Source organism: Terribacillus aidingensis (genome assembly GCF_900215625.1).
GTDB lineage: Bacteria > Bacillota > Bacilli > Bacillales > Amphibacillaceae > Terribacillus > Terribacillus aidingensis.
In genome coordinates this window covers 273,846-298,033 of record NZ_OBEK01000004.1, presented here as the reverse complement: position 1 = coordinate 298,033, position 24,188 = coordinate 273,846, and the positions used below count along the sequence as shown (strand labels likewise).

General features: G+C 43.3%; 28 protein-coding genes and 1 riboswitch. Of the genes, 7 read left to right on the top strand and 21 right to left on the bottom strand.

All coding sequences use genetic code 11. The features are described 5' to 3' along the window. Positions 1-75 precede the first annotated feature (75 nt). Entirely contained in the window at positions 76-612 is a 537-nt protein-coding gene (locus CRO17_RS14060; RefSeq protein ID WP_097043119.1) for a flavodoxin family protein, read from the top strand. A gap of 102 nt (positions 613-714) precedes the next feature. Here CRO17_RS14060 and pdaA read toward each other — a convergent pair whose 3' ends face one another. The 4 genes from pdaA to CRO17_RS14040 all read right to left on the bottom strand — a co-directional run bounded on the left by pdaA (position 715) and on the right by CRO17_RS14040 (position 3,077). Further along, the gene (pdaA, locus tag CRO17_RS14055; protein ID WP_097043118.1) at positions 715-1,506 is read right to left on the bottom strand and encodes a delta-lactam-biosynthetic de-N-acetylase; all 792 of its coding nucleotides are present in this window, start codon (positions 1,504-1,506) and stop codon (positions 715-717) included. Between the two features lie 89 nt (positions 1,507-1,595). Next, entirely contained in the window at positions 1,596-1,748 is a 153-nt protein-coding gene (locus CRO17_RS17635; protein ID WP_179637092.1) for an SE1561 family protein, read from the bottom strand. Between the two features lie 71 nt (positions 1,749-1,819). Then, positions 1,820-2,617: a YfkD famly protein gene (locus CRO17_RS14045; protein WP_097043116.1), complete on the bottom strand. Its 798-nt coding sequence runs from the start codon at positions 2,615-2,617 to the stop codon at positions 1,820-1,822. Between the two features lie 64 nt (positions 2,618-2,681). Continuing rightward, positions 2,682-3,077 carry an OsmC family protein gene (locus CRO17_RS14040; RefSeq protein WP_097043115.1) on the bottom strand — a complete coding sequence of 132 codons (396 nt, stop codon included), beginning with the start codon at positions 3,075-3,077 and terminating at the stop codon, positions 2,682-2,684. A 137-nt stretch (positions 3,078-3,214) separates the two neighbouring features. Here CRO17_RS14040 and CRO17_RS14035 point away from each other — a divergent pair, with 137 nt between their 5' ends. Next, positions 3,215-4,393, top strand: coding sequence for an MFS transporter (locus tag CRO17_RS14035; RefSeq protein WP_097043114.1), 1,179 nt, complete (start codon positions 3,215-3,217; stop codon positions 4,391-4,393). A gap of 35 nt (positions 4,394-4,428) precedes the next feature. Here the strand turns inward: CRO17_RS14035 and CRO17_RS14030 are convergent, their stop codons facing one another. The 3 genes from CRO17_RS14030 to CRO17_RS14020 are packed head-to-tail and all read right to left on the bottom strand — an operon-like array spanning position 4,429 to position 6,904. Further along, entirely contained in the window at positions 4,429-5,118 is a 690-nt protein-coding gene (locus CRO17_RS14030) for an amino acid ABC transporter permease (protein ID WP_097043113.1), read from the bottom strand. Then, positions 5,115-6,002 carry a transporter substrate-binding domain-containing protein gene (locus tag CRO17_RS14025; protein WP_097043112.1) on the bottom strand — a complete coding sequence of 296 codons (888 nt, stop codon included), beginning with the start codon at positions 6,000-6,002 and terminating at the stop codon, positions 5,115-5,117. Before CRO17_RS14025 ends, CRO17_RS14030 begins: the two co-directional genes overlap by 4 nt. A gap of 26 nt (positions 6,003-6,028) precedes the next feature. After that, positions 6,029-6,904 (bottom strand): transporter substrate-binding domain-containing protein, encoded by an 876-nt coding sequence (locus CRO17_RS14020; protein ID WP_097043111.1) that lies wholly within the window; start codon positions 6,902-6,904, stop codon positions 6,029-6,031. A 237-nt stretch (positions 6,905-7,141) separates the two neighbouring features. Between CRO17_RS14020 and CRO17_RS14015 the strand changes: the two genes are divergently transcribed. Further along, positions 7,142-8,977: a heavy metal translocating P-type ATPase gene (locus tag CRO17_RS14015; RefSeq protein WP_245864801.1), complete on the top strand. Its 1,836-nt coding sequence runs from the start codon at positions 7,142-7,144 to the stop codon at positions 8,975-8,977. 16 nt (positions 8,978-8,993) lie between these two features. Here CRO17_RS14015 and CRO17_RS14010 read toward each other — a convergent pair whose 3' ends face one another. Both CRO17_RS14010 and CRO17_RS14005 read right to left on the bottom strand, forming a co-directional pair. Then, a complete protein-coding gene (locus CRO17_RS14010; RefSeq protein ID WP_097043109.1) occupies positions 8,994-9,815 on the bottom strand; it encodes a YihY/virulence factor BrkB family protein in 822 nt (273 codons plus the stop codon). 45 nt (positions 9,816-9,860) lie between these two features. Further along, positions 9,861-10,199: a hypothetical protein gene (locus tag CRO17_RS14005; protein WP_097043108.1), complete on the bottom strand. Its 339-nt coding sequence runs from the start codon at positions 10,197-10,199 to the stop codon at positions 9,861-9,863. Between the two features lie 232 nt (positions 10,200-10,431). Between CRO17_RS14005 and CRO17_RS14000 the strand changes: the two genes are divergently transcribed. After that, positions 10,432-11,457: a S66 family peptidase gene (locus CRO17_RS14000; RefSeq protein WP_179637090.1), complete on the top strand. Its 1,026-nt coding sequence runs from the start codon at positions 10,432-10,434 to the stop codon at positions 11,455-11,457. Positions 11,458-11,475: 18 nt separating this feature from the next. On the opposite strand, the gene CRO17_RS13995 is transcribed toward CRO17_RS14000, so the two are convergent. The 3 genes from CRO17_RS13995 to CRO17_RS13985 form a co-directional block, all read right to left on the bottom strand. Further along, on the bottom strand, positions 11,476-12,840 hold the full coding sequence (locus tag CRO17_RS13995) for an LLM class flavin-dependent oxidoreductase (RefSeq protein WP_097043106.1): 1,365 nt from the start codon (positions 12,838-12,840) through the stop codon (positions 11,476-11,478). Positions 12,841-12,919: 79 nt separating this feature from the next. Beyond that, positions 12,920-13,021: riboswitch (SAM riboswitch) on the bottom strand. An 11-nt stretch (positions 13,022-13,032) separates the two neighbouring features. Next, a complete protein-coding gene (locus CRO17_RS13990) occupies positions 13,033-13,404 on the bottom strand; it encodes a DnaJ family domain-containing protein (protein ID WP_097043105.1) in 372 nt (123 codons plus the stop codon). A gap of 72 nt (positions 13,405-13,476) precedes the next feature. Continuing rightward, the gene (locus CRO17_RS13985; RefSeq protein WP_097043104.1) at positions 13,477-14,457 is read right to left on the bottom strand and encodes a CAP domain-containing protein; all 981 of its coding nucleotides are present in this window, start codon (positions 14,455-14,457) and stop codon (positions 13,477-13,479) included. Positions 14,458-14,957: 500 nt separating this feature from the next. Between CRO17_RS13985 and mreBH the strand changes: the two genes are divergently transcribed. Further along, positions 14,958-15,965 (top strand): rod-share determining protein MreBH, encoded by a 1,008-nt coding sequence (gene mreBH, locus CRO17_RS13980; RefSeq protein ID WP_097043103.1) that lies wholly within the window; start codon positions 14,958-14,960, stop codon positions 15,963-15,965. A 12-nt stretch (positions 15,966-15,977) separates the two neighbouring features. Here mreBH and CRO17_RS13975 read toward each other — a convergent pair whose 3' ends face one another. From CRO17_RS13975 to CRO17_RS13965, 3 genes are read right to left on the bottom strand one after another with little or no spacing between them, the layout of a single operon-like run. Next, positions 15,978-16,343 carry a VOC family protein gene (locus tag CRO17_RS13975; protein ID WP_097043102.1) on the bottom strand — a complete coding sequence of 122 codons (366 nt, stop codon included), beginning with the start codon at positions 16,341-16,343 and terminating at the stop codon, positions 15,978-15,980. Positions 16,344-16,355: 12 nt separating this feature from the next. Continuing rightward, positions 16,356-16,988, bottom strand: a complete 633-nt coding sequence (locus tag CRO17_RS13970; RefSeq protein WP_097043101.1) for a uracil-DNA glycosylase — start codon at positions 16,986-16,988, stop codon at positions 16,356-16,358. A 1-nt stretch (position 16,989) separates the two neighbouring features. Beyond that, positions 16,990-17,208, bottom strand: a complete 219-nt coding sequence (locus CRO17_RS13965) for a YdbC family protein (protein ID WP_097043100.1) — start codon at positions 17,206-17,208, stop codon at positions 16,990-16,992. Positions 17,209-17,294: 86 nt separating this feature from the next. Between CRO17_RS13965 and CRO17_RS13960 the strand changes: the two genes are divergently transcribed. Beyond that, positions 17,295-17,531 (top strand): DUF2164 family protein, encoded by a 237-nt coding sequence (locus tag CRO17_RS13960; RefSeq protein ID WP_218668034.1) that lies wholly within the window; start codon positions 17,295-17,297, stop codon positions 17,529-17,531. Here CRO17_RS13960 and chbG read toward each other — a convergent pair. Next, on the bottom strand, positions 17,513-18,256 hold the full coding sequence (gene chbG / locus CRO17_RS13955; protein ID WP_097043099.1) for a chitin disaccharide deacetylase: 744 nt from the start codon (positions 18,254-18,256) through the stop codon (positions 17,513-17,515). The two genes, CRO17_RS13960 and chbG, sit on opposite strands and share 19 nt — an antisense overlap. A 123-nt stretch (positions 18,257-18,379) precedes the next feature. Further along, positions 18,380-18,730 carry an IDEAL domain-containing protein gene (locus CRO17_RS17630; RefSeq protein ID WP_179637088.1) on the bottom strand — a complete coding sequence of 117 codons (351 nt, stop codon included), beginning with the start codon at positions 18,728-18,730 and terminating at the stop codon, positions 18,380-18,382. A 283-nt stretch (positions 18,731-19,013) separates the two neighbouring features. Between CRO17_RS17630 and corA the strand changes: the two genes are divergently transcribed. Further along, the gene (gene corA / locus CRO17_RS13945; RefSeq protein ID WP_097043097.1) at positions 19,014-19,970 is read left to right on the top strand and encodes a magnesium/cobalt transporter CorA; all 957 of its coding nucleotides are present in this window, start codon (positions 19,014-19,016) and stop codon (positions 19,968-19,970) included. Positions 19,971-20,003: 33 nt separating this feature from the next. Here corA and CRO17_RS13940 read toward each other — a convergent pair whose 3' ends face one another. The 4 genes from CRO17_RS13940 to CRO17_RS13925 form a co-directional block, all read right to left on the bottom strand. Beyond that, complete coding sequence (locus CRO17_RS13940; RefSeq protein ID WP_097043096.1) at positions 20,004-20,315, bottom strand: carboxymuconolactone decarboxylase family protein; 312 nt, start codon at positions 20,313-20,315, stop codon at positions 20,004-20,006. A gap of 133 nt (positions 20,316-20,448) precedes the next feature. Then, on the bottom strand, positions 20,449-20,991 hold the full coding sequence (locus CRO17_RS13935) for a Rossmann-fold NAD(P)-binding domain-containing protein (RefSeq protein ID WP_097043095.1): 543 nt from the start codon (positions 20,989-20,991) through the stop codon (positions 20,449-20,451). Positions 20,992-21,044: 53 nt separating this feature from the next. Continuing rightward, positions 21,045-22,700: an SLC13 family permease gene (locus CRO17_RS13930; RefSeq protein ID WP_097043094.1), complete on the bottom strand. Its 1,656-nt coding sequence runs from the start codon at positions 22,698-22,700 to the stop codon at positions 21,045-21,047. A gap of 197 nt (positions 22,701-22,897) precedes the next feature. Continuing rightward, complete coding sequence (locus CRO17_RS13925; RefSeq protein ID WP_097043093.1) at positions 22,898-24,076, bottom strand: M20 metallopeptidase family protein; 1,179 nt, start codon at positions 24,074-24,076, stop codon at positions 22,898-22,900. Positions 24,077-24,188 lie beyond the last annotated feature (112 nt).

Sequence of the window (24,188 nt, the reverse complement as noted above, 5' to 3'; positions counted from 1 at the left end):
TCAAATTATTCAGCTTTTCCTATATATGGATGCAGTATACACTTTCTATAGAAAAATTGGAAAGGATGAGATGTCGTGACTATTGGATTGATAATTGGAAGCACCCGTAAAAACAGCAACAGCAGGCTGCTTGGTGAAAAGCTCGTAGCCGGGACTGAATCCCATATACTGGAAACGAAGGATTTAGATTTGGTGGATTATGAGGATTCCCGGCATGAGGATGCGCCGGCATCACTTGATGAACACGCAAAACTATTGCTGGAATTCCTGCTGGAGAATGATGTAATAGTTTTCGCTGTACCGATTTACTGGTATGGTATACCCGGAAAGTTAAAAGGACTTCTCGATCGGCTGAGCTACGTTTTCAGGCAGCCTGACTTTAAACACAAAAAGCCTATAGAAGCAATTGTATTGGCAGTTGGCGGTGACAGGCCTCGATTTAAAGGACTGCCTTTAATAATGCAGTTTCAGCATATGTTTGACCTTCTCGGCATACACTTTTCACACTATATCTTGGCAGAAGGCAACAAACCTGGAGATGTAATGAATGATGAAAAGGCGTTGGCTGAAGTTAAATGGCTGCACAGCTATTTAAAAGGAGAGGTACAATGATGGAGGGACAGCCGCGGAAAACCTGGTGTGACTATTTCTTGGAGATTGTCAGAAGTGTTATTGAGCGAAAGTAAATAAAGCTGATCCCCAGTTCGGATCAGCTTAAAATTGGGTAACAGCTTTTGGCAGGATATCCTGCTTAACTAAGTCATCAAGTGTACGGAAAGAATAACCTTGCTTTTTAAGTTCAATGATTAATTTCTCCAGAGCCACGGCATTGTCCTCAGAAACGCTATGCAGCAAAACCACTGCTCCTGGATGCATTTGCGCCATAACTTGCTCATACGCATGCTGCCAGCCTTTTTGCTCGCCCGTCTTCCAATCTGTATAAGCCAGCGACCAGAATACATTGGTGTAGCCCATGTCTTCCGACCACTTTAGGGAACGCGCACTGAAAGTACCGCGAGGCGACCGGAGGTAATGCATCTCATCCTGTTCCGTTAAGTCTGCTACCGCAGTTTCCAGCATGTCGAGCTCTTTTTGCATTTTCTCTTTGGAAACCTTGGTTAAGTCAGGATGATGATAAGAGTGATTACCTATAATATGTCCATCCTCCACCATTCGTTTGACCAATTCTGGCGCAGAATCTACATAGTGACCAGTTATAAAAAAGGCAGCTGGAACTTCATGCTTTTTCAGCACGTCCAAGATGTCATCGGTATAGCCTTGTTCATAGCCATTATCAAACGTAATATAAACTGTTTTATCTCCAGAAGCGTCCAAATAATAGCTATGGTATTTGTCCAATAGCTGTTGATACTTCCCTATCTCGGGGATGCTGCCATTCTTACTTTTCACAAATCCCCATCCGTAGCTGACAGAGCTTTCAGCTGCCGTAAGTGTTGGTGCGACCAGCAGCAAGACGAGAATTAACATAAGTGATTTATATCGCATTTGTCACACGCTCCTTACTCATAGCGTGCGCTAATCAGAAGGCAAATATGCGACGTAAAAAATAGCAAAAGCCGTGCATCTGCACGGCCTTATTTAAATTTATTCTCCATGTCGTCAAGCATCCGGAGCATTTCGTCAATCTCATCAAGTGATGTCTGTTCCGGTTCCATATTGTCAAGATAGTCCATGAATGCAGCGAGCCGCTGCTTCAAGTCATCTACTTTATTCGTTGGAATTGTCAAGGCTAAAACTCCTTTAACGTATTGCCAGTTTATCATGCAGCGTATACATAATTATAGCATACCCATACATTTTATTGAACGTTGAAGGTAAAGGATAGATGATCTTGAATTGGAATCCATGCACCAATTCCCTGTTTTGTAACATTCTTAATGACAATCCGTTTCTTCGAGCCTTTTAATTCCACATACACTTCGCCAAAAGTAATCGTACCCTTCTCATTGACAGCTGGTGCATAAGCAGTAAGAATGCCCGCTTTATTCAATGGGACACCGTATTCATTCTCCTTGTTTGTTCCTTTCCCAATGACTGTCTGGAACGATAAAGGAAGCTTGGTATTCTTTTGCGCTTGCTGCAGCATCATCAGCTTAATATCTTTTGGATTTTCGATTTCAGCTGTCAAACCGCCTTTCACATAGCGTTCTTCCTGCTGCTCGTAATTCATTTGCTTAGCAGATTCGCCGCCTGCATTGCTCACTTGATTGGAATTTACTTTTTTATATTGCCAGTTAATATTTGTTTCTTCAGACGTATATTCCAACGGCCAGTGCCCCATAAATATCATACCTCGGTAGCCGATAGCCAATGGTGATGGTTTCAAAGAAGATTCGTTCAAAATGCGAATAAGCTCTGGATTTTGAATCACGATGTCGCTTTCTTCCGTTAGTTCTTTTACTAGCTCACTTGGCTCCAAAACAATTTGATCTTTATTGGAATTTGGATAGGTGTTCTCTTTGGAGATATTTAGAACGTGGTTCGGAATTTCAGTTGGATCCTTCTTTTGTACATTATCTGCCTTTCCTGTGGTTGAAAAGGAAAGTGTCAGCATGAGCAGCGCCATCATTGCAATTAAGATTCTCGTGAATTTCATAAAGAAAAGCCCCTGCCTTTCAGATTTTTCCCTAGTATCTGAAGACAGGAGCTTTCCTATACATTTAATAATGGTTCAGATGGATGACTTCCAGTTGTTCTACGATATCAATACTATCCTTGACGGATTGGACCATTGAACAGTTTTTATGTGCGAGCTGAAGATTTTTCTCCAGCTGTTCTTTATCTAAATGAAAACCGCGCACAATGTAAGTTAGTGTAATCTTGGTAATGCGGTTTGCAGCTTGCTCATCTCGCTCGACTTCTGTCAGAACTTCCATATCATCTATTTCCAAGCGCTGCTTTTCCATAACTTTGCGAAAAACAGATGCACTGCAGCCTGCTATTGAGGACACCATCAATTGATAGGGTCTGATGCCAAACGTCTCATCTCCATCGATATCCAACGTTTGATGTGGCAGATCAATCCGAAAACCATGCTGCTTCATTGTTAACTTCATTTCCCTCACCTCTTCTTCACTTTCTAAAGCATATATTCCCCATTTGACGCTGTTCTAACCTAGCTTCATTGACCATTCAAAGGAAAAACTATACAGTAGAATTGGGAATTTATCTTACATACAGGGGTAATGACAATATGAGAAATGCTTATAGTTTTTGGATCCTTGTCAGTATTGTTGCGGTCTCTGGCTTCAGCCAAGGGCTCTTGCTCCCATTGATTGCTATCATCTTTGAACAAGACGGTTTGTCTTCTTCCTTGAATGGACTAAACGCCATCGCCATTTACATCGGGATTCTGGCGATATCCCCGTTTATGGAGGCACCATTGCGCAAATTTGGTTATCGGCCGGTTATTATAACAGGAGGCCTGCTTGTTGTCGTCGCTCTGCTTGCTTTTCCTTTATGGAAATCCTTTTGGTTTTGGTTTGTACTGCGCTTATTGATCGGGATTGGAGATAATGCGCTGCATTTCGGCACGCAGACATGGATTACTTCTTCTTCACCAGAAGCTGCTCGAGGAAGAAATATCTCAATATATGGTCTGTTTTTTGGAATTGGTTTTGCCGTCGGTCCATTAATGACGTCATTGGTTAAGATTTCAGAATCCTTGCCATTTATCTTATCTGGCGGTCTTTGCTTGCTTGCATGGTTTACCCTCTTCCAGCTGCGCAACGAGTTTCCAGAGTCTCAAAATACGCAAGCTGCAAATCAGCAAGGACTTGTGCAGCGGTTTGGATCAACGTTGAAATATGCATGGGTCGCATTTCTGCCGCCTCTTGGATATGGTTTTTTGGAGTCTTCCCTCAATGGCAGTTTCCCTATCTATGGGCTTCGCCAGAATATTGGTGTTTCCGAGGTATCAGTTTTGCTAACGAGCTTTGCCATTGGAGGCATCGTGTTCCAAATTCCGCTTGGTATGCTGAGTGATAAATTTGGCCGCAAATATACGCTGCTCACTGTCATACTCCTAGGCACAATCTGTTTCGGCGCTTCTGGCATCTTGGAAGCACATTACGCCGCCTTATTGGTTTGCTTGTTCGCTGCAGGAATGATGCTGGGATCCACATTTTCACTAGGAATCAGTTATATGACAGACTTAACGCCGCGCCATTTGCTGCCTACAGGCAATCTGCTCTGCAGCATTACGTTTAGTCTCGGCAGCCTTGGCGGACCGTATCTTAGCGGGGTATTTATCGAGAAACTGCCGCATGTCAGCTTCTTTCTTATTATGACAGTCATTTTTGCCGGCATCTTTACTACTTTATTCGTTCATGCCATTTTTTCCAGACGTGCAGTCGCTGCACAACAACAGTAAAAGGGATGCACCCAAACGGGCGCATCCCTCTTGTTTTAATTAATATAACGTGAAAATTGCTTCTCCAGCCGCTCCTGGAAATAAGAGATAATAATACAAAGCGGCCAATATACCAGCGCTACCGTAATGTACATTGTCATGGAGTCAAACGTTCGTCCAGCAACAATTTGCGCCTTTTGAAACATCTCCGGTACTGTAATAACTGCAGCCAAACTTGTTGCTTTCACCAAATCAAGAAATACATTCGTCAGCGGCGGCATTGCAACCCGAACAGCTTGCGGTGTAATGACGCGTGTCAGCGTTTGCCAGTAATTCAGTCCAAGGGCGTACGAAGATTCCCATTGACCGTAAGCAATGCTGCTTAGCGCCCCCCGATTCACTTCCGCAATGTATGCAGCGCTATTCAAACCAAATGCGAGTACTGCACACGTAAAAGCATCCAATTGAATTTGGACGACAGGCAGCCCTTGGTACAGGATGAACAAAAAAACGAGAATCGGCGTTCCTCGCATGAAGGAAATGTAGAAACGTGTTGGCCACCGCAAGAAGAAGAATCTAGAGCTGCGGCCTATCGCTAAAAAGAAGCCCAGGAGCAGCCCGATTGCCATAGCGGCAAAAGCTACAGCTATTGTCATTGGCAAACCTTCTAAAATGAAAGGAAGGTTTTCCAAAGCTAATCTTGGATCAAAAAATTTGCCTATGTCCATTAGCTCAAACGGCATCATTTTGCTTCGTCTTCCTGCTGTTGCACTAATTCGTCAATAGAAGGAATGTCTTCTTCTGGCTCCTTCGATACGTCCGCGCCATCAAAGAACTTTTTCGAGAGCTCCGTTAATGTTCCGTCTTCTTTCATTTCACCAAGAACTTTGTCCACTTGCTTCTTCAGCTCAGAAGCATCGTTCGACATAATCACTGCGTTAGCAGATCCGTCAAATTTGAAATCAGGATGAATCGTAATATTGAAGTCCGGGAATGCCTGCAGCGCTAATGATTGTAAGTAATAATCATTGATGATTAAATCAGTACGGCCGTTATCAACATCACGCAAATACACATCATTGGTTGTATTACCATAAGCTACCACTTCGGCACCTAAACGTTCTGCGATTTTACTGTACCCAGTTGTTGCTTCTCCGCCAGCTTTTTTACCTTTCAGATCAGACAAACTTTCAATACCTGATAAATCATCTTTTCGTACAATCATCGTTGTGTAAGAGTATTTATACGGTTCACTATATGCAAACTTTTCTTTTCGCTCTTCTGTTATGCCAATGTCGTTGGCTGCCAAATCCACTCGGCCATTTTGTACGGAAGCAAGCATATTGTTGAAGTCAGAAGTTTTAAATTCAACTTCCAAATTCAAACGCTTGGCAATTTCTTTTACTACTTCTACATCATAACCTGAAATTTCATCCGAGCCCTCTGGATAATAACTTGCTGGATATAGTGTTCCAGAAGTTCCGACCGTAATCTTGCCTGTTTCTTTAATATTTTCCCATACCTTATCATCAGCAGCTTGCTCATGACCTTCTTTGACTTCCGAAGCACCACAAGCACTTAACACAAGGACGAATAGCAAACTGCATAGAATTATAATGCGCTTTTTCATCGTGAAGTTTCTCCTTTTCTAAATCCTTATTTTTGTTCTTCAAGCAATTCCTTCACTGTTGGCAAATTTTCTTCTGGCTCCTTGGATACATCTGCTCCGCCAAAGAACTTCTCAGACAGTTTCGTTAATGTTCCGTCTTCGCGCATCTCATTTAATGCATTGTCCATTTGTTTTTTTAGTTCTGTTGCATCTTTTGGCAGCAGCGCTCCCTGCGTAATTTGATCAAACTTGAAATCGGGATGAATTGTAATGTTGAAATCAGAAAATGCTTGAAGTGCTAATGACTGCAGATAATAATCATTGATAATTAAATCAGTACGGCCATTGTCTACATCACGCAGATATACATCGTTTGCTGCATTATTGTATGCAACAACCTCTGCTCCTAACTGCTCTGCTATTTTACTGTGATTCGTTGCTGCTTCTCCGCCGGCACGTTTTCCTTTGAGATCCTCCAGGCTATGAATACCGGACAAATCATCCTTTCGGACAATCATAGAAGTAAAGGAATACTTATATGGTTCCGTAAAAGAAAACTGTTCTTGCCGTTCTTCAGTAATTTCAATATCGTTCGCAGCGATATCGACCCTTCCATTTTGAACGGACGCCATCGCATTACTGAAATCAGACGTTTTGAATTCCACTTCTAAGTCCAGTCGCTTAGCGATTTCTTTGATGACTTCTACATCATAACCTGTAAGCTCATCCGAGCCTTCTGGATAATACGAAGCAGGATACAATGTTCCGGATGTTCCGACTACTAGCTTACCCGCATCTTGAATTCTTTCCCATACTGCATTGCTGTCAGCGCTTTCAGAGCCGCCATCTGAATTGTCCCCGCAAGCAGCTAAAAGAAGCATAATCGTAAATAAAGATCCTATAATAGCTAATCTCTTCTTCATAAAGGCAATACACTCTCCTCTTGTTCTATTTTTATATAACCTAAAAGATAACAGGTAATTACCACTATTTCAACATTATTCTTAACTGTTTCATTTTTTTCCATTACCTGTTTCATTTTAATTGAAATAATTTCTTTTTTATATTGATTTTAATCAAATGCTTACATATGATGTAGTTAGTATTATGTAATAATTATTATAAATAACTTCTACATAGAAACATGGAGGATGATTAAAATGAAAAAACACATCGAGTTAAACGCAGCTTTATTTAGCGGTCTTCTTATATTACTTACTTATTTCTATCTGCACGAAACATATGCCGAATTTATACTTTATTGCTTCGCTTACCTTATTGGCGGATTCTTCAAGGCCAAAGAAGGTATTACCGAAACAATTATTGATCGAAAATTAAATGTAGAGATGCTGATGATTTTAGCAGCAATCGGAGCGGCTGTTATCGGGCATTGGCTCGAAGGCGCACTGCTTATCTTTATATTTGCCCTTTCTGGCGCATTAGAGACATACACCGAGAACAAAAGCAGTGCCGAATTGCATGCACTTCTTTCTCTTCAGCCGAATGAGGCAACTAGATTAACTGATGCTGGCAATGAAGTTGTCCCGGTTGATCAGCTCCAAGTAGATGACCGTGTAGTCGTGCTGTCTGGAGAACGCATTCCTGCCGACGGTATCATTACGAAAGGAATTACATGTATCGATGAAAGTGCCATTACCGGAGAAAGTATCCCGGTAACAAAGACAGAAGGCGATGAAGTATTTGCGGGTACTGTCAATTCAAGTGCTGTATTAGAAATATGTGTAACCAAGCCCGCCAAAGAAACACTGTTTCAACAAATTATTTCTATGGTGGAAACTGCGCAGTCCCAAAAATCACCCGCTCAACATTTTATTGAACGATTTGAGGGACCTTATGTCAAAACAGTCTTACTTCTCGTTTTGCTGCTTTTCCTCGTTCCGCCGATTATTTCGACTTGGACATTTACCGAGTCGTTTTACCGCGCCATGATTTTACTCGTGGTTGCCTCTCCTTGCGCATTGGTAGCTTCTGTCATGCCTGCTACTTTATCGGCCATTTCAAAAGGAGCCAGAAACGGCATCTTAGTAAAAGGCGGCACACATCTTGAAACGCTTGGAAAAGTGAAAGCTGTAGCATTTGATAAAACCGGCAGTCTGACAGTAGGCAGGCCTTCTGTGACAGACTTTGTTAGGAAGAACAATGCTGACTCTTCCGTCATACTAGAGATTGCTTATGCTATTGAATCACAATCTACGCATCCCCTCGCAAAAGCGATTGCGGCGTATGCAAAAACACACGCAGCTGAACCTGCTGTGCAAGTAAAAGATATCGCCGGAAAAGGTATGGACGGCGTTTGGAAGGGACAGACATGGCGAATTGGCAATGCTTCTTTTATGCATAACGCAATTGAAGAACATGTAGCGGAGAGGTCGAGAAAACTTGCTGACTCGGGGAAATCTCTTGTATATATGGAGAATGAAGAAGAAGTAGTCGCCGTTTTCGCCCTGCAAGATACAATTCGCCCAGAAGCAGAAGCTGCCATCCGCACTTTAACCAAGCAAGGGATAGCAACCCTCATGCTGACAGGTGATAATGAACAAACTGCGCACGCTATCGCGAAAGAAGCTGGTATTACGACATACCGAGCCAATTGCATGCCGGAGGAAAAAGCTGCCGCTATGAAAGAATTGGAAAGCAGTTACGGGACAATTGCCATGGTAGGAGATGGTATTAATGATGCTCCTGCACTCGCTACTGCTCAAATCGGAATTGCCATGGGGAATGGAACAGATGCTGCACTGGAAACGGCGGATATGGTATTGATTAAGAATGACTTAGGTAAGCTTACGGATGCTATAAAATTATCCCGAAGAATGCGCCGAGTGATTAAGCAAAATGTTGTATTTTCTGTAGCTGTGATTATGCTGCTCATTATAGCGAACGTAAGTCAGGCTCTCGGCTTACCGCTTGGCGTGGTAGGGCATGAAGGCAGTACAATTCTTGTTATATTAAACGGATTACGCTTGTTGCGATAAAAAAGAAGGCTTCCTGTCAGGAGGCCTTCTTTCCTTTTTTCCTTTCATTCAGCATAGCGTTAATTTCGCCGCCGGTAATAATAATAATGCCCGTTAAGTAGAACCAAATCATCAGAACGATGACAGCACCAAGTGATCCGTAGGTGGCTGAATAGTTTCCGAAATTATTTACATAAAACGAGAATAACAAGGATGCAATCATCCAGAAGACGGCAGCAAAGCCTGCACCTGCCATGGATTCCTTGATAGATATCTTCTTACTTGGTGCCAGCACATAAAGTGCAAGCAGCACGATGAAGAATATAATTAATGAGATTACCCAGCGTAAAGCTTCCCATACAGTAAGAAACCCTTCATCTAACCCAAAAATGGAAAAAATATAAAGACCAATTGATTTTCCGAAAATCGGCAGCAGAAATGCTACTGCAATAACCAATACCATCGCAATCGTTAAAACGACAGCAACAGCTCTGGCAACAATGAATGAGCGCTCCTCATCTACATTATACGCCTTGTTTAATGCCCGAATAATTGCATTAACTCCGTTAGAAGCTGACCACAGTGTTGCCAAGATACCAATGGATAATAAACCGCCATTATGATCACTGACGATACTTGAAATATTCTGCTCCAGCAACCGCATCGTTGAGTCTGGCGCAAATGAAGATACAGTGTTCATAATATCTTCCTGACTGACTGGTAAAAATGCAATCAGGGACACAAGGAAGATAATAAACGGAAATAGTGATAGCAGTAAAAAATAAGCCAGCTGGGCAGACAGACCGGTTACTTCATCGTTGCCGACCCGCTGCCCGAGCTGTTTAAGAAAACTCCCCATGTCTTCTCCTCCTTCTTCTCTCTCAGGTAGACACACGCTTTGTCTTTATCTAGCTGATCCTGCACCTGCCAGCTTCTTTGTTTGATTTCCTGCAGGCAGTTCCAGCTGGTCATCCAGCTTACTTACCTTCTGCAAAGCATGCTGTACTTCTTCTACGCCTCTTAACCCTTTATCTGCTGTTGTGGACAAGCTGGTCGCAACTTTTGCATACGAAGTTTTCACATCATCCACAAATACACCGGGGTTGCGAAGGTAGAACATCGTCTCTGATCCGGCACGCATCATGCTGCCACGTACATGGCGCCTCGTTTGCGCATCATATAACGAAATCAAGCCGCCGACTGTAGCACCTATCGTTAAACCTAACGTAAATTTACTTTTCATCAAACCGGCTCCCTCCATTGTATCTGTTGTTTTATTGATTTCACCGCTGCCCACTTAGTGTCGTGGATACAATGCATGTGTAAACAATAAACAACACATTTATGATGCACGCAAACCCTTCATTTTATCAAAACAGATAAATCCGTATGCCTGCTATCCCATTCCCTGCGAAAGCTGTGTTCAAACAGCCTACCTGCCATGCTATAATATGGAAAAGAAAGGAATGATAGTGATGACAATAAGGTATCCGGCAGCTTTAACAGCCACTTCTACTTTTGCCGTTACCGCTCCATCTAGCGGTGTACCCACCTCACTTCATGCACGCGTATATAAAGCCAAAAAGCAGCTGGAGCAACTTTGTGATCATGTCATTATCGGAGAAACTGTCTGGACACAAAAAGCCGCACGAAGCTGCACAGCTGAAATCCGTGCAAATGAACTAATGCGCTTTATGACAGATTCCTCCATCGATGCTGTTATGCCGCCTTGGGGCGGAGAATTGCTTGTACAAGTATTACCAAAGCTTGATTGGGAGAAGCTAGCTAACAGCAAGCCTACTTGGCTCATTGGCTATTCTGATACAAGCACGTTGCTTTGCAGCTATACACTCCAAACAAATATTGCCAGCGCCCATGCAACTAACTTTTTTGACTTACATATGGACAAGCTGGATGAAACAACAAAGCAGTGGCATAACATGCTTTCTGCTCCGTCTCGTAAAAATCTTGTCCAGCATTCATCTTCTATGTATCAGTCTTCCTGGGATGCTCTTTTTGAACAGGATGACGCGTCAGGCTTTGACTTGGACAGCAGCACACATTGGAAATCCACAACTGGTAATTCCGTGTCCTTTACCGGCCGGCTGATTGGCGGATGTCTGAATACATTAACCGTCATTGCCGGGACGAAATATGCGCCAATTGAAAAATGGCGCAATGGTTTTAAAGAGAACACCATTGTTTATTTGGAATGGAGCGACTGGCGGGCAGCTGAAGTTTATCGAAATCTTTGGCATTTACGAGAACTGGGCTGGTTTGATGGTGCAAGCGGAGCTGTATTCGGACGACCAGCCAGAAGCACTTCTACGGAAGATTATGCGATTGAACAGATGATTCATGAATTTGCAGACGAAATTGGACTCCCTATTATTTATGATGCCGATATTGGCCATATGCCGCCCCAGCTGACAATGATCAATGGTGCGCTGGCCACCATCTCTTGCCAAGACGGCAGCGGCAAATTGACTTATATGGAATAAAAAAAGAGGGGCTGACAATCAGCTCCTCTTCCTTTGTTTCGCCGGATGTCCAGACCGGAGATACGGACGGTTATATAGTTTCTCTCGAAAAGTACCTTCTTTGTACTCTTTTTTATATAACCCGCGCTCCTGGAGAATTGGGACAACTAACTCGACAAAGTCTTGCAAGTCTTTTGGTGTAATATAATGTGTTAGGTTGAATCCATCTACTCCGCTGCGAACAAAGAAATCTTCTAATTGATCCGCTACTTGTTCCGGACTGCCGACGAAAATGTCCATCTCCGCAGGCTTACTGAATTTCTCATGAATTTCTTTGACGGTAAATGGCCTAGCAGCGTCTTTTGTTAGATAAGCAGCACGAGATTGTCCTTGTTCAGTATGCTTGTATGTGAATAACTCTTCTTCATTCTCATAAGCAGCCAGGTCATACCCCGTTGAACCGCCATATTGCGCTTTAGCTGCATCGGCACTCCAGTACTTCTTAATGTCCTCATACTTGCTGTAAGCTTCTTCTTCCGTTTCAGCTACAACGACCTGCAGGAAAGTGAAGGCTTTGATTTCGTCCTTCCTTCTGCCATACGCTTCTGCACGCGCTTTAATATCTTCTATATAATAATTGATTTTTTCCGGAGTCGGTCCCCCTACAAAAACACATTCCGCATGTCTTGCAGCAAATTCCCTGCCCTTCTCAGAGGTGCCAGCTTGGTAAAGCACTGGCGTCCGCTGCGGAGAAGGTTCGCTCACATGCGGTCCTTCCACGGAAAAGTAAGTGCCTTTATGCTTAATGCGATGGACTTTAGAAGCATCAACTAGCACACCGCTATTCGGGTCTGCAATGACGGCATCCTCTTCCCAGCTATCTTCGAGAAGCTTATAAGAAACCTCTAAAAATTCATCAGCTATCTGATAACGTTCATCGTGCTTGACCATTTTTTCCAGTCCAAAATTTTGGGCTGCGTTCGGTAAATAAGAGGTAACAATATTCCATGCGACACGTCCATTGGTCAAATGATCGAGTGTCGAAAACTTACGAGCGTTATGGAACGGCTGTTCATAGGAAGTACTTACCGTTACAGCGAAAGACAAGTGATTCGTTACGGCAGCCATTGCCGGGATGACAAAGGCTGGATCATTGAGCGGTACTTGCACACCGTCGCGCAAGGCTGCGGCCTCATCTCCCCCATACACATCATAAACCCCCAGAACATCGGCGAAAAACACCGCATCAAATTTCCCTTTTTCTAAAAGTCGTGCTAACTCCATCCAATAGTCGAGCGATTTATACTCGCGGTGCCTTCTGCTTTCCGGGTGTTTCCATAGACCATGCGCATTATGCATGGCGGCTGTCATATCAAAAGCTTGCAGGATGATTTGTTTACGCATTTTGTTCAGCTCCTCTTTTCTATGTAAAAAAGCCTCTTCCGCTTAGCAGAAGAGGCTCCTTATCCAAGGTAAATCGCTCCTCTTATCTGCCAGACATTTCGTCTGCTGGAATTGGCACAGTACATTACTGCCTGCTGCCGAGGCTTCAATGGGCCAGTCCCTCCACCTCTCGTGATAAGAAAGTAAATATATTTAGGTTAGTTTATGTTCTACTTGTTCTTGGTATTGCCTGAAAGCGGCCGGTGCTTGCTTACGAAGCTTTTCAAGCAGTGCCTCGTACTGGATTTCCTTCTCGCTGATGCTTTTCCGATAAGCTGCTCGTTCCCTGTCATCGGTGCAGGTGCGAAGCAGATCCCGCATACTTATAATTTCTTTTTGCAGCTGTATCTCTGGCGGGATATATCCTGCGTTTTTCAAGATTTTATAGCTCATCCGCATATCCTCCGGCACCCCAGACAAGTCCTCAAGTTCCAAAGGTTTACCTGCACCAGAAAGGTTGCGAAATTCGCCATTGGCCTCTGCCTGCTTGATTTTTTCTTCTGCGAGCAAGGATATCAGATCCATTATTTTCCCTCCTACATACAAGAAAAGCAGCCGCAATAACTACGGCTGCTTTTCATTATATAGTAATCAGAATTATTTGCCAATAAATTGCTGTGTCCAGTAGTTACCGTTTTCGACATATCCGACTCCGATATTTGTGTAATCAGGGTTCATAATGTTTTCGCGGTGACCTTGGCTGTTCATCCATGCTTGTACTACTTCTTCTGGTGTCTTTTGACCTTGGGCGATGTTTTCACCCGCAGTTTTATAAGAGATACCGAATGATTTCATCATGTCGAAAGGAGAACCGTAAGTTGGGCTGTTGTGGTCAAAGTAACCATTGTCAGCCATATCTTGTGATTTTGCACGCGCTACTTTGCTTAGTTCAACATCTGCTTTCAAAGGACTAAGACCAGCTTTTGCACGCTCTTGGTTTGTTAAATCTACTACTTGCTGTTCGAAAGCACTTAGACCTTCTGTTGCTTGCTTTTCTTCTGTTTGCTGTTTACCAGCTGCAGGTTGCTGATTTTGAGCTGGAGCCTGTGCTTGTTCTTCTGTTGCTTGCTCTTCTTTTTGTGGTGCAGCTGCTTCCTCTTCTTGCTTAGGCGCTGCTGGGGCTTTTACTTCTTCTGCCTCTGGTGCTTGTTGTGCTGGAGTTTGTGCTTCTTCCTGCTTAGGTGCTTCCTGCGCTGGAGTTTGTGCTTCTTCCTGCTTAGGTGCTTCCTGCGCTGGAGCTTGTGCTTCTTCCTGCTTAGGTGCTTCCTGCGCTGGAGCTTGTACTTCTTTCTGCTCGGTTGTTTCTGGTGCTGGAGTTTGTGCTTGTTCTTGCTGAATTGGCTGCTGTATACCGTAACCTGCTAGCAAGCTATTAAGATTAACTTGAATTTTATAAGGTGATAGATAGTTATTCACCAAGGTATTTAAATCCTCAATAGAAGAGAAAGATCCTTTTACGACATGCACTTGTGCCTCTGTTTTTACTTGTTGAGCTGAAGCAGCATCTGCTGTTCCTGCCAAAGCACCTCCGGCTAGGATAGCTGTAGATAATGTTGTTACGAGTACTTTCTTAAACATGTATGTTGCTCCTTTCGGGGATGTGTTTTCTGGTTGCAGCAACATCATAGCATGGGTTTTTGTGTAATATTGCAGCCTAGAATTACCAACTGTGCCGTTCTTCTGGTCTAAAGCATAAAAAGTCAGACTTTATGCGGAATACTACCCGTTTAACAGATAAAGAAACTAGCAAAATCAATCTTGTATGCTAGTTTTTGGATGAAAATAGTGATTGACATACTTTTTCATTCCTAGTTTCTGTAACAATCCCTCATTATTTGTAATCTACCTGTAAATTGACTTTCCTGTATTCCTTGCTTATAATCCTTTTCTCCTAAATCTATTAGTTTTATCTGCCAAATTAGGATAAAGGTATCTCTTTAATGCTTTTATACCAGGTGATAGAATGAAATATGTTGAATCTTAGCAGCTTTTAAGCTTGTTTATCGACACACCCCCATAAAGCTTCAGTCTTAAGAGAATGAATATAGTAGAAATATGTCATTATTGGAGGAAATACAATGTTCGCTAACCCCGAAATCGGAATAGACCTTGGTACTGCAAATATACTTGTTTATACGAAACAAAAAGGAATTGTATTGAATGAGCCATCTGTTGTGGCTATTGATTTAGAAACGAAGAATGTCGTTGCTGTAGGTGCAGAAGCGAAGGAAATGGTCGGAAAGACACCGCAAAATATTGTTCCAATCCGCCCACTAAAAGATGGTGTTATCGCTGATTATGATGTTACCGCTCAATTACTGAAAGAAATACTTAAAAAAGTAAGCAAAGTGATGGGGTCTTCCCTTCGCAAACCAACAATTGTTGTCTGTACACCGTCTGGCAGTACTTCTGTCGAAAGACGTGCTATCCATAATGCAGTCAAATCGTATGGCGCAAAAAATGTTCACTTGATTGAAGAACCAATTGCAGCAGCAATTGGCGCTGATCTGCCAGTTGATGAGCCCGTTGCAAATGTGATTGTTGATATTGGCGGCGGTACAAGCGAAGTTGGCATTATTTCATTCGGCGGCGTTGTTTCCTGTCGTTCTGTCCGTATCGGCGGAGATTCAATGGACGAGGAAATTGTGCAGTATATACGCAAGCAGTACAACATTCTAATCGGTGAAAGAACTGCAGAGCAGATTAAAATGGAAATTGGCTTTGCTTTAATCGAGCATGATGAGTTGACAATGGATGTTCGCGGTCGTGATATGGTGACCGGTTTACCTAAGACAATTCAAATCTCCTCCAAGGAAGTGCAGGTTGCACTAAAAGAATCGTTAGAACAGATTCTTGAAACAATCCGCATGACCCTAGAAGACTGCCCGCCAGAGTTGAGCGGCGACATCGTAGACCATGGTGTTATCTTAACAGGCGGCGGCGCACTGCTAAAAGGTATGCAGCAATGGCTGGCTTCTGAGATTTCCGTCCCAGTTCACCTGGCACCTAACCCTTTAGAATCTGTTGCAATTGGTACAGGCCGTGCCTTGCAAATGATTACGAAACTGCAAAAAGCAGCCAAATAAACAACAGGCGTATCAGTCAGCTGATACGCCTGTTTCTTTGTATTCTACCAATCCAATACCTATGCCTACTGGGTCAGCTAAATAAGCCAGATAGAAACCGTCAAATTCCATTTTTTCACGAACAACAACGGCTCCTTCTGCCTTAGCATCCTCGATGGCCTGATCCAGATCCTCCACTTGAATCTGTATACGTGTTCCATGCGGAAAATCATACGGTCCTTTACTAATTCCCCCATTAATGGCTCCGTCTGTTTTCACATCATGATAACCCCAATTCGGTTCCGCGACCTGCCAGCCAAATACATTAGAATAGAAGCTGGCTGCCTTTTCCGGATCCTGGCTATTTAGTTCAAAACCAATCACTTTTCCTTTAACCATGTTCTCTCGCTCCTATCGATTTAAGAGTTTACGTATTGTATAGGCATGCTCTTCAATTACCGGCCGCAGTCCCGGATTATAAAATACGGACGCTGGGTGATAAGTCGGGAAGATACGATAAACTTTCTCAGAAAAGATAAAAGCATTATCCTCCAAACTTTTTAACTGCTGAATCGGTTGTTCAATGACTTTTCCAGCAACCTGTGTGATTTTCTCCTTAGAGCCAGTTATTCGCTCCCAGCCAATTCTGCCTAGCGTTATCAGCATTTCTGGTTCGGATTGGTCAATTTCATAATCTAATACAGGGGCATGAGCTAAAACTTCAGCCTTTGTTGGCGTGCGGTTGTATTTCTTCGTAATCGTTTCCCCGCGAATCTGCTTCGTTTTGTACTGGTATGGTCTGCTTCGGACCGAGCTGGATATAAATATTTCATCCCGATTAACACCGGCCCGCTCAAGAAATAGATCCAGCTCTTTACCGGCTCTGCCGCTAAATGGTATGTGCGTATGTATCTCCGTCTCGCCTGGTGCTTCTCCGACAAAAAACAGTACAGGATGTTTCGGTCCTCTGCCTGGCAGAAAACCTTCGCACGGATAAGGCGCCATTCTTTCTTTTGCCAGCTGTACTAATGCCTCTGGAAGCATGTTACTTTTGCTCCAAAAGCAGCTTACGCAGTTCATCCGCTTCTTCGGCTGATAACGTCACGCCTTTACCCATCTTCTCATGATTCGGCGCCCAATCCCGAATGTCATATTTCGGCTCCCGTCCATTCCAGCTGATCATGTTAAGTTCCTTCTGCCAACCCTTAGGAGACACTGAAAGCACGCCTAATTCCTTAACAATTTCATACGACAATTCCGCCATTTGTACTCCCACCTTTTCCCTTTTCTAAAGTCTAGCAGAACTTTTTGCTATAATAAAACGAAAACAGCTCTATGGAGGGACATGCTATGCAACAGCCAATTCAACTAAACGACGTACAGCGAAACGATATGCTGCAATCACTAAAGACTTATTTCGAACAAGAGAAAGACGAGCAGCTAGGCGACCTGGCCGCAGGTCTGCTGCTCGACTTCATCCTGGAAGAACTAGCGCCTATCTTTTATAATGCCGGAATTGAAGCATCTTATCAGTTTATGAATGAAAAGATAGAGGATCTATTTGGGATTCAAGTGCGCGAACGCTGACTCACATGGGCAAACGATACGAGTTCTGCTTCCTGACTATGTGTAAGCCAATCGATGACTCTCTTAGATGTGAGCAGTTCCACTTCATCTAGCCGCGCATAGTTATAAGAGGACCCCGTGTAGATCGCTTTATCCAAATAACCAGGATGGGACATGACTTCCAAGGTCTCGGCATCTCCGAAAATCGCAAGCAGCGCTTCTTCATTTGCCAAAGCTTTTTCGAGTGACTGCTCAAATTTGTCAGTCGATGTCTGTCTCTCAGGAAGCTGCATATTATGTCGAACTGGCAAGTCATATTTCTGGGCCAGCCGCAAGAACACATCGTCAATTATCTTATACGTATTAATATGATGATGGCTATCCAAATGCGTCGGGGTTAAACCGAAAGATAGAAAACGTTCGATTTGCGCTTCCCATTCTGCCTCTACTTCATCAGCATCAATTGTATACGCGCCTTGATAAAAGGCTAAATTCCGAAACAGACCATTACCGTCAACAATCGTGTTATGCGTTGTCAGCAGCGGCTTACCGCATGTAAGCACTAAATGAATACCTACACCTAACTCCTTATGCGCTTTTGCTAGAACAGCAGCATGCTCAGCACCTGGCATATTCGGCATCATCGTAGCCGATGTTAAAACGCCATATTGCAGGCAATCGATAATTCCATAATTGACTGCACGCGAATACCCAAAATCATCTGCGTTGATAATCAGTTTTTTCATTCGTATTGCCTCCTCTTGAAACAGCGAAAGTGTTATGCACTATTTCTCCACAACCGAAAGAAACTCCTTTACCAACACTGCTATAAAAAAAATAAAAGACCGAGCAATTTCTGCTCGATCTTCTTAGTGCGGGATATATTGTGAATCAGACGCTGCTTCCAACTCATCCAGCACTTTCAAATCCTCCGTCAAGTGTAAGAACCAATTCTTATCACCGGACATCAGGGAAAGGTCAATCAAGTTCAACAGGTGCGCACGGCTCTGTTCCTCCACTGGCGGGAAGTATTTGATTTTACTTTGGAATGTCTCGATCGTTTTTCCGATCGTATTTTTATGGTCACTTTCTGTTACATATACTTTTACGGTGTTTAATTTTGCATTTACTGCTTCTACGAAACCAGTAAATAATTCATCATTTATCGAATGTCCAGTTACCCAGTCACCAACAGTTACAAAACTTTGATTATCAGACATATCATTGTCCTCCTTCAGCTTAACCGGCTGGCTAAGCAATGGTGATTGTTGTAGGTTGAAGAATACTATAAAAGATTCACTCCAAAAGCGCAATACTTTCGCATAATAAATTTTAAAATATTCAGACAAAAAGGCTATTGCTGACTTAACAACAGTTATAATGCTTGGCTGTCTATTCATTTTATACCCCGTATGACGTTTTGTTAATCTTGCAGCTGCGAATCGTTTTCTCTCTGCAGTTGCATACGATATAATGTGGCTACATATTGCAGGAGGTTGTACCATGATACGCAGCATAGCGGTAACACGTGACAAAAAAATACGTACCGACCTGCCGTACCAGGAATTGAACAGCCCGGATATTGTCTGGTATTGGGTGGATTTCAGTATGCCGACAGAGGCTGAATCAGAGAAGCTTAGCGAAGTCTTTCATTTTCACCCGCTGGCGATTGAGGATTGTTTTCATTTTTTGCAGCGGCCAAAGCTAGATGAATACGATGGGTATCAGTTCCTTGTCCTTCATGAACTGAATCATGACACCTTCGTTTCAGATGAATTGGATATATTTCATTCTGACCGTTATATCGTTACCTTCCATTTGACGGAATCAATGGCGGCAGATCATGTCTGGAAGCGTGTGGCAGAGGATGGAGCCGCTGAACATAGCCCTTCCAAAATTGTTTATCACCTGATTGATAAATTGGTAGATGACTATTTTCCTCCTTTATACAAAATGGAGGATCGATTGAGTGAAATTGAAGACGAGGAGAGCCACAAATCACCGCAAACAGTTATTAATGAAGTATTTGATATACGCAGTGATTTGCTGCGGGCAAGACGTACGATTGCACCGATGCGGGATCTGATTTACCGTTTACTAGGCATTCAGACATTTGATTTTGTGCAGAAGCAGAAAGCCTACTTTAATGATATTTATGATCATTTATTAAAACTAACTGAAATCGTTGATTCCAACCGCGAGCTCACTTCTGATATGCGGGACAGCTACGAGTCAATCAATTCCAATCGGATGAATTCGATTATGATGACATTGACGATTGTATCCACGATCTTTATTCCACTTACCTTCATAGCAGGTGTGTACGGCATGAACTTTGTGGATATGCCAGAACTGCGCTGGGAATATGGTTATCCAGCAGCAATGTTCCTGATGGGTGTCATTGCACTTGTTATGCTGTGGCGCTTCAAACGAAAAGGCTGGTTCAATATCTTTAAATAACAAAATGCGTGCAGACTTAGTCTGCACGCATTTTCATTGGTCGTCTACTACTTCTTTAAGCAGTGACATAGCTTTTAGCGAAGGTGGAAACCCATTTAATAGTGCACAATGCTGGATTGTCTCCATGATCTCATGAACAGAAATACCGGATAGAAGAGCAGCTTCAAATTGCTGACGAAGCGCCCGCTCATCTTCATTTGTAAGAAATACAGCAATATTCAGCAAAGATAAGAATCTGCCATTGAGTTCGCTGTAATCTGACTGCCCGCTTTCCGCGACGAGATTCTCCTCTTCCTTCATCAGCTTGGCCACTAACGCCCAACCTTGATCTTTCGCTTCCTTCATGGGTAACCCTCCGCTCAATCATTGAGCAAAACTAGAACTATTTTACTAGTTGCACATGTTTATTATCGGAGTAATACACTTTATGTGAACTGTAAAAAGGAAAAAATTTAACTTTTTTCCATGTAATCTACTTTCATGATTGTGGGCGCATACTCCATGGTTCAACTGTACCGACAATATACCTCGGCAGCTTCTGTTCTGCTAAATGCAGTACACCGGCGGCTATTTCGGTGTTCGTAAGCCACCTGGGAGCTCCGTCATCCAGCTGAAATCCGAGAATTACTTCATGATAGCTGATAGAATACGAATATTGCGGAATGAAGTTTTGCTTTGGATTATGCGCATTGCTCCCTTTTATATGAAAAAATGCTATTCTATTGTTTGGTTTCTTATAATGGTTACAGAGCCATTGAACTGCATCGTTGCCGCTGCGGTGAATCCAGCTGACAATCACATCCGGTGCAGAAAGCTGCGCTAGCTGATTTGTAAAATGCTCCAATTGAAGATAGTCCGATTGAACTATGTGAAGGTTTTGAGGGGAAGCCGCACGACATACTAAACGCTTTAGCTTTTCTTTCGTCCTGGCCACTACGGTTACCGTATGGCCTTTTCGATTCCAATCCAGCACAGCATCCGCCAGCATGCCCGTCCCGCCAATCACTAGAAAGTGACTCATAAAATTCTCCATTCAAGCAGATAGAAGCCTGCAGCGAGCAGGCTCCTAGTGTTCTACTTCCACGATTCAGGATATACACTCAAATCCAGTCCCCATATCGGACCAACCAGTGTGAAGACACCAAGGATAAGGAGAAGGAGAGTAAAGATATTCAAGGCAACGCCTGTTTTGACCATATCAGCAATGGTAATTTTCCCTGTGGCAAAGATAATAGCGTTAGGAGGCGTTCCAACCGGCAGCATGAATGCACAATTAGCTGCCATTGCCGCTGGCACCATAATCGCATAAGGATGAATGTTCAGCGCTAATGCCAAGGAAGCCATAACCGGAAGGATCATCGTAGCCGTCGCTGTATTGGAGGTGATTTCAGTTAGGAACAGCACCAACGTTGCCGAGATGATAATAATAAGAATGATATTAAATCCTTCTAGAACTGCAAGCTGATCCCCAATCCATTGTGATAAACCTGAGCTCGTAAACCCGGCCGCAATCGCCAAGCCGCCTCCGAACAGAAGCAGTACGCCCCATGGCAAATCCTTTGACACTTCCCAAGTCAGCAACCTTTCCCCTTTCTTACTTAAACTCGGTATAAGAAAAAGCAGCACACCTGCCAGTACCGCGATCATTGTATCGCTTAATCCTGGTATCGCGATAATCTCCCACACAGCATCAGCTTGCCATAAGAATGTACGACTTACCCACATGAAAGCTGCAAAACTAAAGATTATGAGTACTGCTTTTTCCTCGAAGGACATTTTGCCTAATTTTCTTTTTTCCTTGAGGATTAAATCCTTCCCTCCTGGCAGTGCCTTCATATTAATTCGAAAGACTACTTTCGTCAGATATATCCAAGCAGAAAACAAAAGGATAACTACTATCGGAACCGCAACGAGCATCCAGCCGCCGAAGGAAATTTCGACACTAAACAGACTGTTCGCCATCGCCGCCAGAATGATATTCGGCGGTGTTCCGATTAGTGTACCAAGTCCGCCGATTGTTCCCGCATAACCTATGGCAAATACGAGTGTTTTTTCGAATTTCTTGCCGTCTTCTCCCATGCCCGGCTTACTTGCCTTAACTGCTTGAGTCGCTTGATAAATAATAGCAGTTCCGATTGGCAGCATCATCATAACTGCTGCTGTGTTAGATACCCACATGGATAAGAAAGCTGTTGCAATCATGAATCCTAACACAATTCGCGACGTACTCGTTCCGACTACACTGATAATATTCAGCGCTATCCGCTTATGCAAATCCCACTTTTCCATAGCCATCGCAATTAAGAATCCGCCAAGAAACAAAAATACAATCGGATCTCCATAACTGGAAGCTGCTGTTTCTCCATCCAACCCTTGCGTAAGAGGCAGTAAAATGAGCGGCAGCAAGGATGTTGCTGGAATTGGTATTGCCTCGGTAATCCACCAAGTGGCTACCCATAATGTAGTCGCCAATACCATACGGCCTTCATAACTTAATCCTTCTGGGTAATAAAAGAAAATAACAGCGAAGAAAAACAGCGGCCCTAACAGTAAGCCAATCAATTGAGGACGTTTATACGATCGAGGTGCTTTTTCAGCAGTTCCAGACTGCTCCGAAGCCTGCTCACGCTCCGCATTACCTGAGGTAGGTACAGCAAAGCGAAGTAACTGCTTCGTTTTATCATGAGCGTTCCATAAATCATTCCATACAGCTGAGATACTAGATCTCATCCAACCCCTCCTTCTAATAAAACGCTTACATAAAATACAACTTAAGCCTATTCGACTTAAGCTTGCTCGTCAACTATTTGTACTAAAAAAGCAGCGGGGAAATTTCCCCCGCTGCCTAATCTAAAGTGTTCGCTTCTTCATGCCGTCTGCGTTACTGTTCGGAATTGTAATTAAATCAGTGTAACTCGAGTTTCACTCTAAAATACAAGTTCCTCAGCAATACCTAAGAATATATTAACCCCATCTTCCATGCCTGCCTCATCTATCCGGAAATGCGGATGATGATGGGGTGCTGGAGTTGGGTTATCTGCTTCTTTGGCGCCGACAAATACAAAGCAGCCTGCAACAGTGTTGGTGAATGCAGAAAAGTCTTCGCCGCCCATAATCGCACTGCCTCGAAGTACTGCATCTTCACCAAGCCGTCGCTGAATAGCACGTTCTGCCACCGCTGTTGCTGCCTCTTCATTGTAAACAGAATCATATCCATAGATAACTTTAAAATCATAGCTGGCGCCATTTGCCTCGGTTATTCCTTTAACCATCCGCTCAATTGCTTGAATCGCGTTATTCCGTACATCCTGTTTCAAGGAACGCATGGAAGCTCCAATCTGCACTTCATTTGGAATAACATTTACTGCCTCTCCGGCGTGTAATGTAGTGATAGAGACGACCAATTCTTCATTCGGACTTGTCATGCGAGAAACAACCGACTGCATGTTGCTTATAATTTGTGCACCGATGACAATTGGATCGACAGTTTTGTCAGGTTGCGAGGAATGCCCTCCCTTTCCTTTTACTGTCACATGAAACTGATCAGAATTGGACGTAGCTGGGCCGTAAATAACGCCCACTTTCCCGCTAGGCAGCTGTGATGCAACATGCAGACCATATACCATATCGACTCCATCGGTAACCCCTGCTTCTACCATTTCTTTCGCACCGCCAGGAAGCAGTTCTTCTGCGTGCTGGAATAGAAATCGAATTTCCCCATTTATCTCTGCTTGCTTGGCACTCAGAATTTCTGCCGCTGTCAGCAGGATGGCTGTATGCGCATCATGACCGCATGCGTGCATAACGCCCTCAACTGTTGAAGCAAAGGGCAGATCTGTTTCTTCTTGGATAGGCAAAGCATCCATATCAGCTCGGAATGCAATTACCTTTCCTGGCTTTGCACCTTTCAATTTTGCCATTACACTTGTTTTTGTCGGCCGGCTTAACTCCAAGCTGCCGAAACTAGCTAGCGTATCGTAAACAAATTGAGAAGTTTGCTCCTCCTGGAAGGAGAGCTCCGGATTCGCATGTAAGTGTCTTCTCCAATTTATAAGATGCTGTTTGTGTAAATCTGTGGCCTCAAGTTCAACATGCTTGGTCTCCATATGACCCCTCCTCATTTCTTTTACTTTATATAAGTGAATAATTACATTGTATAAATTAAAGAAAATCGGTTCAAGAGACAAAAGGCGCGGAGCATTGCCGCCTAGATTCTTT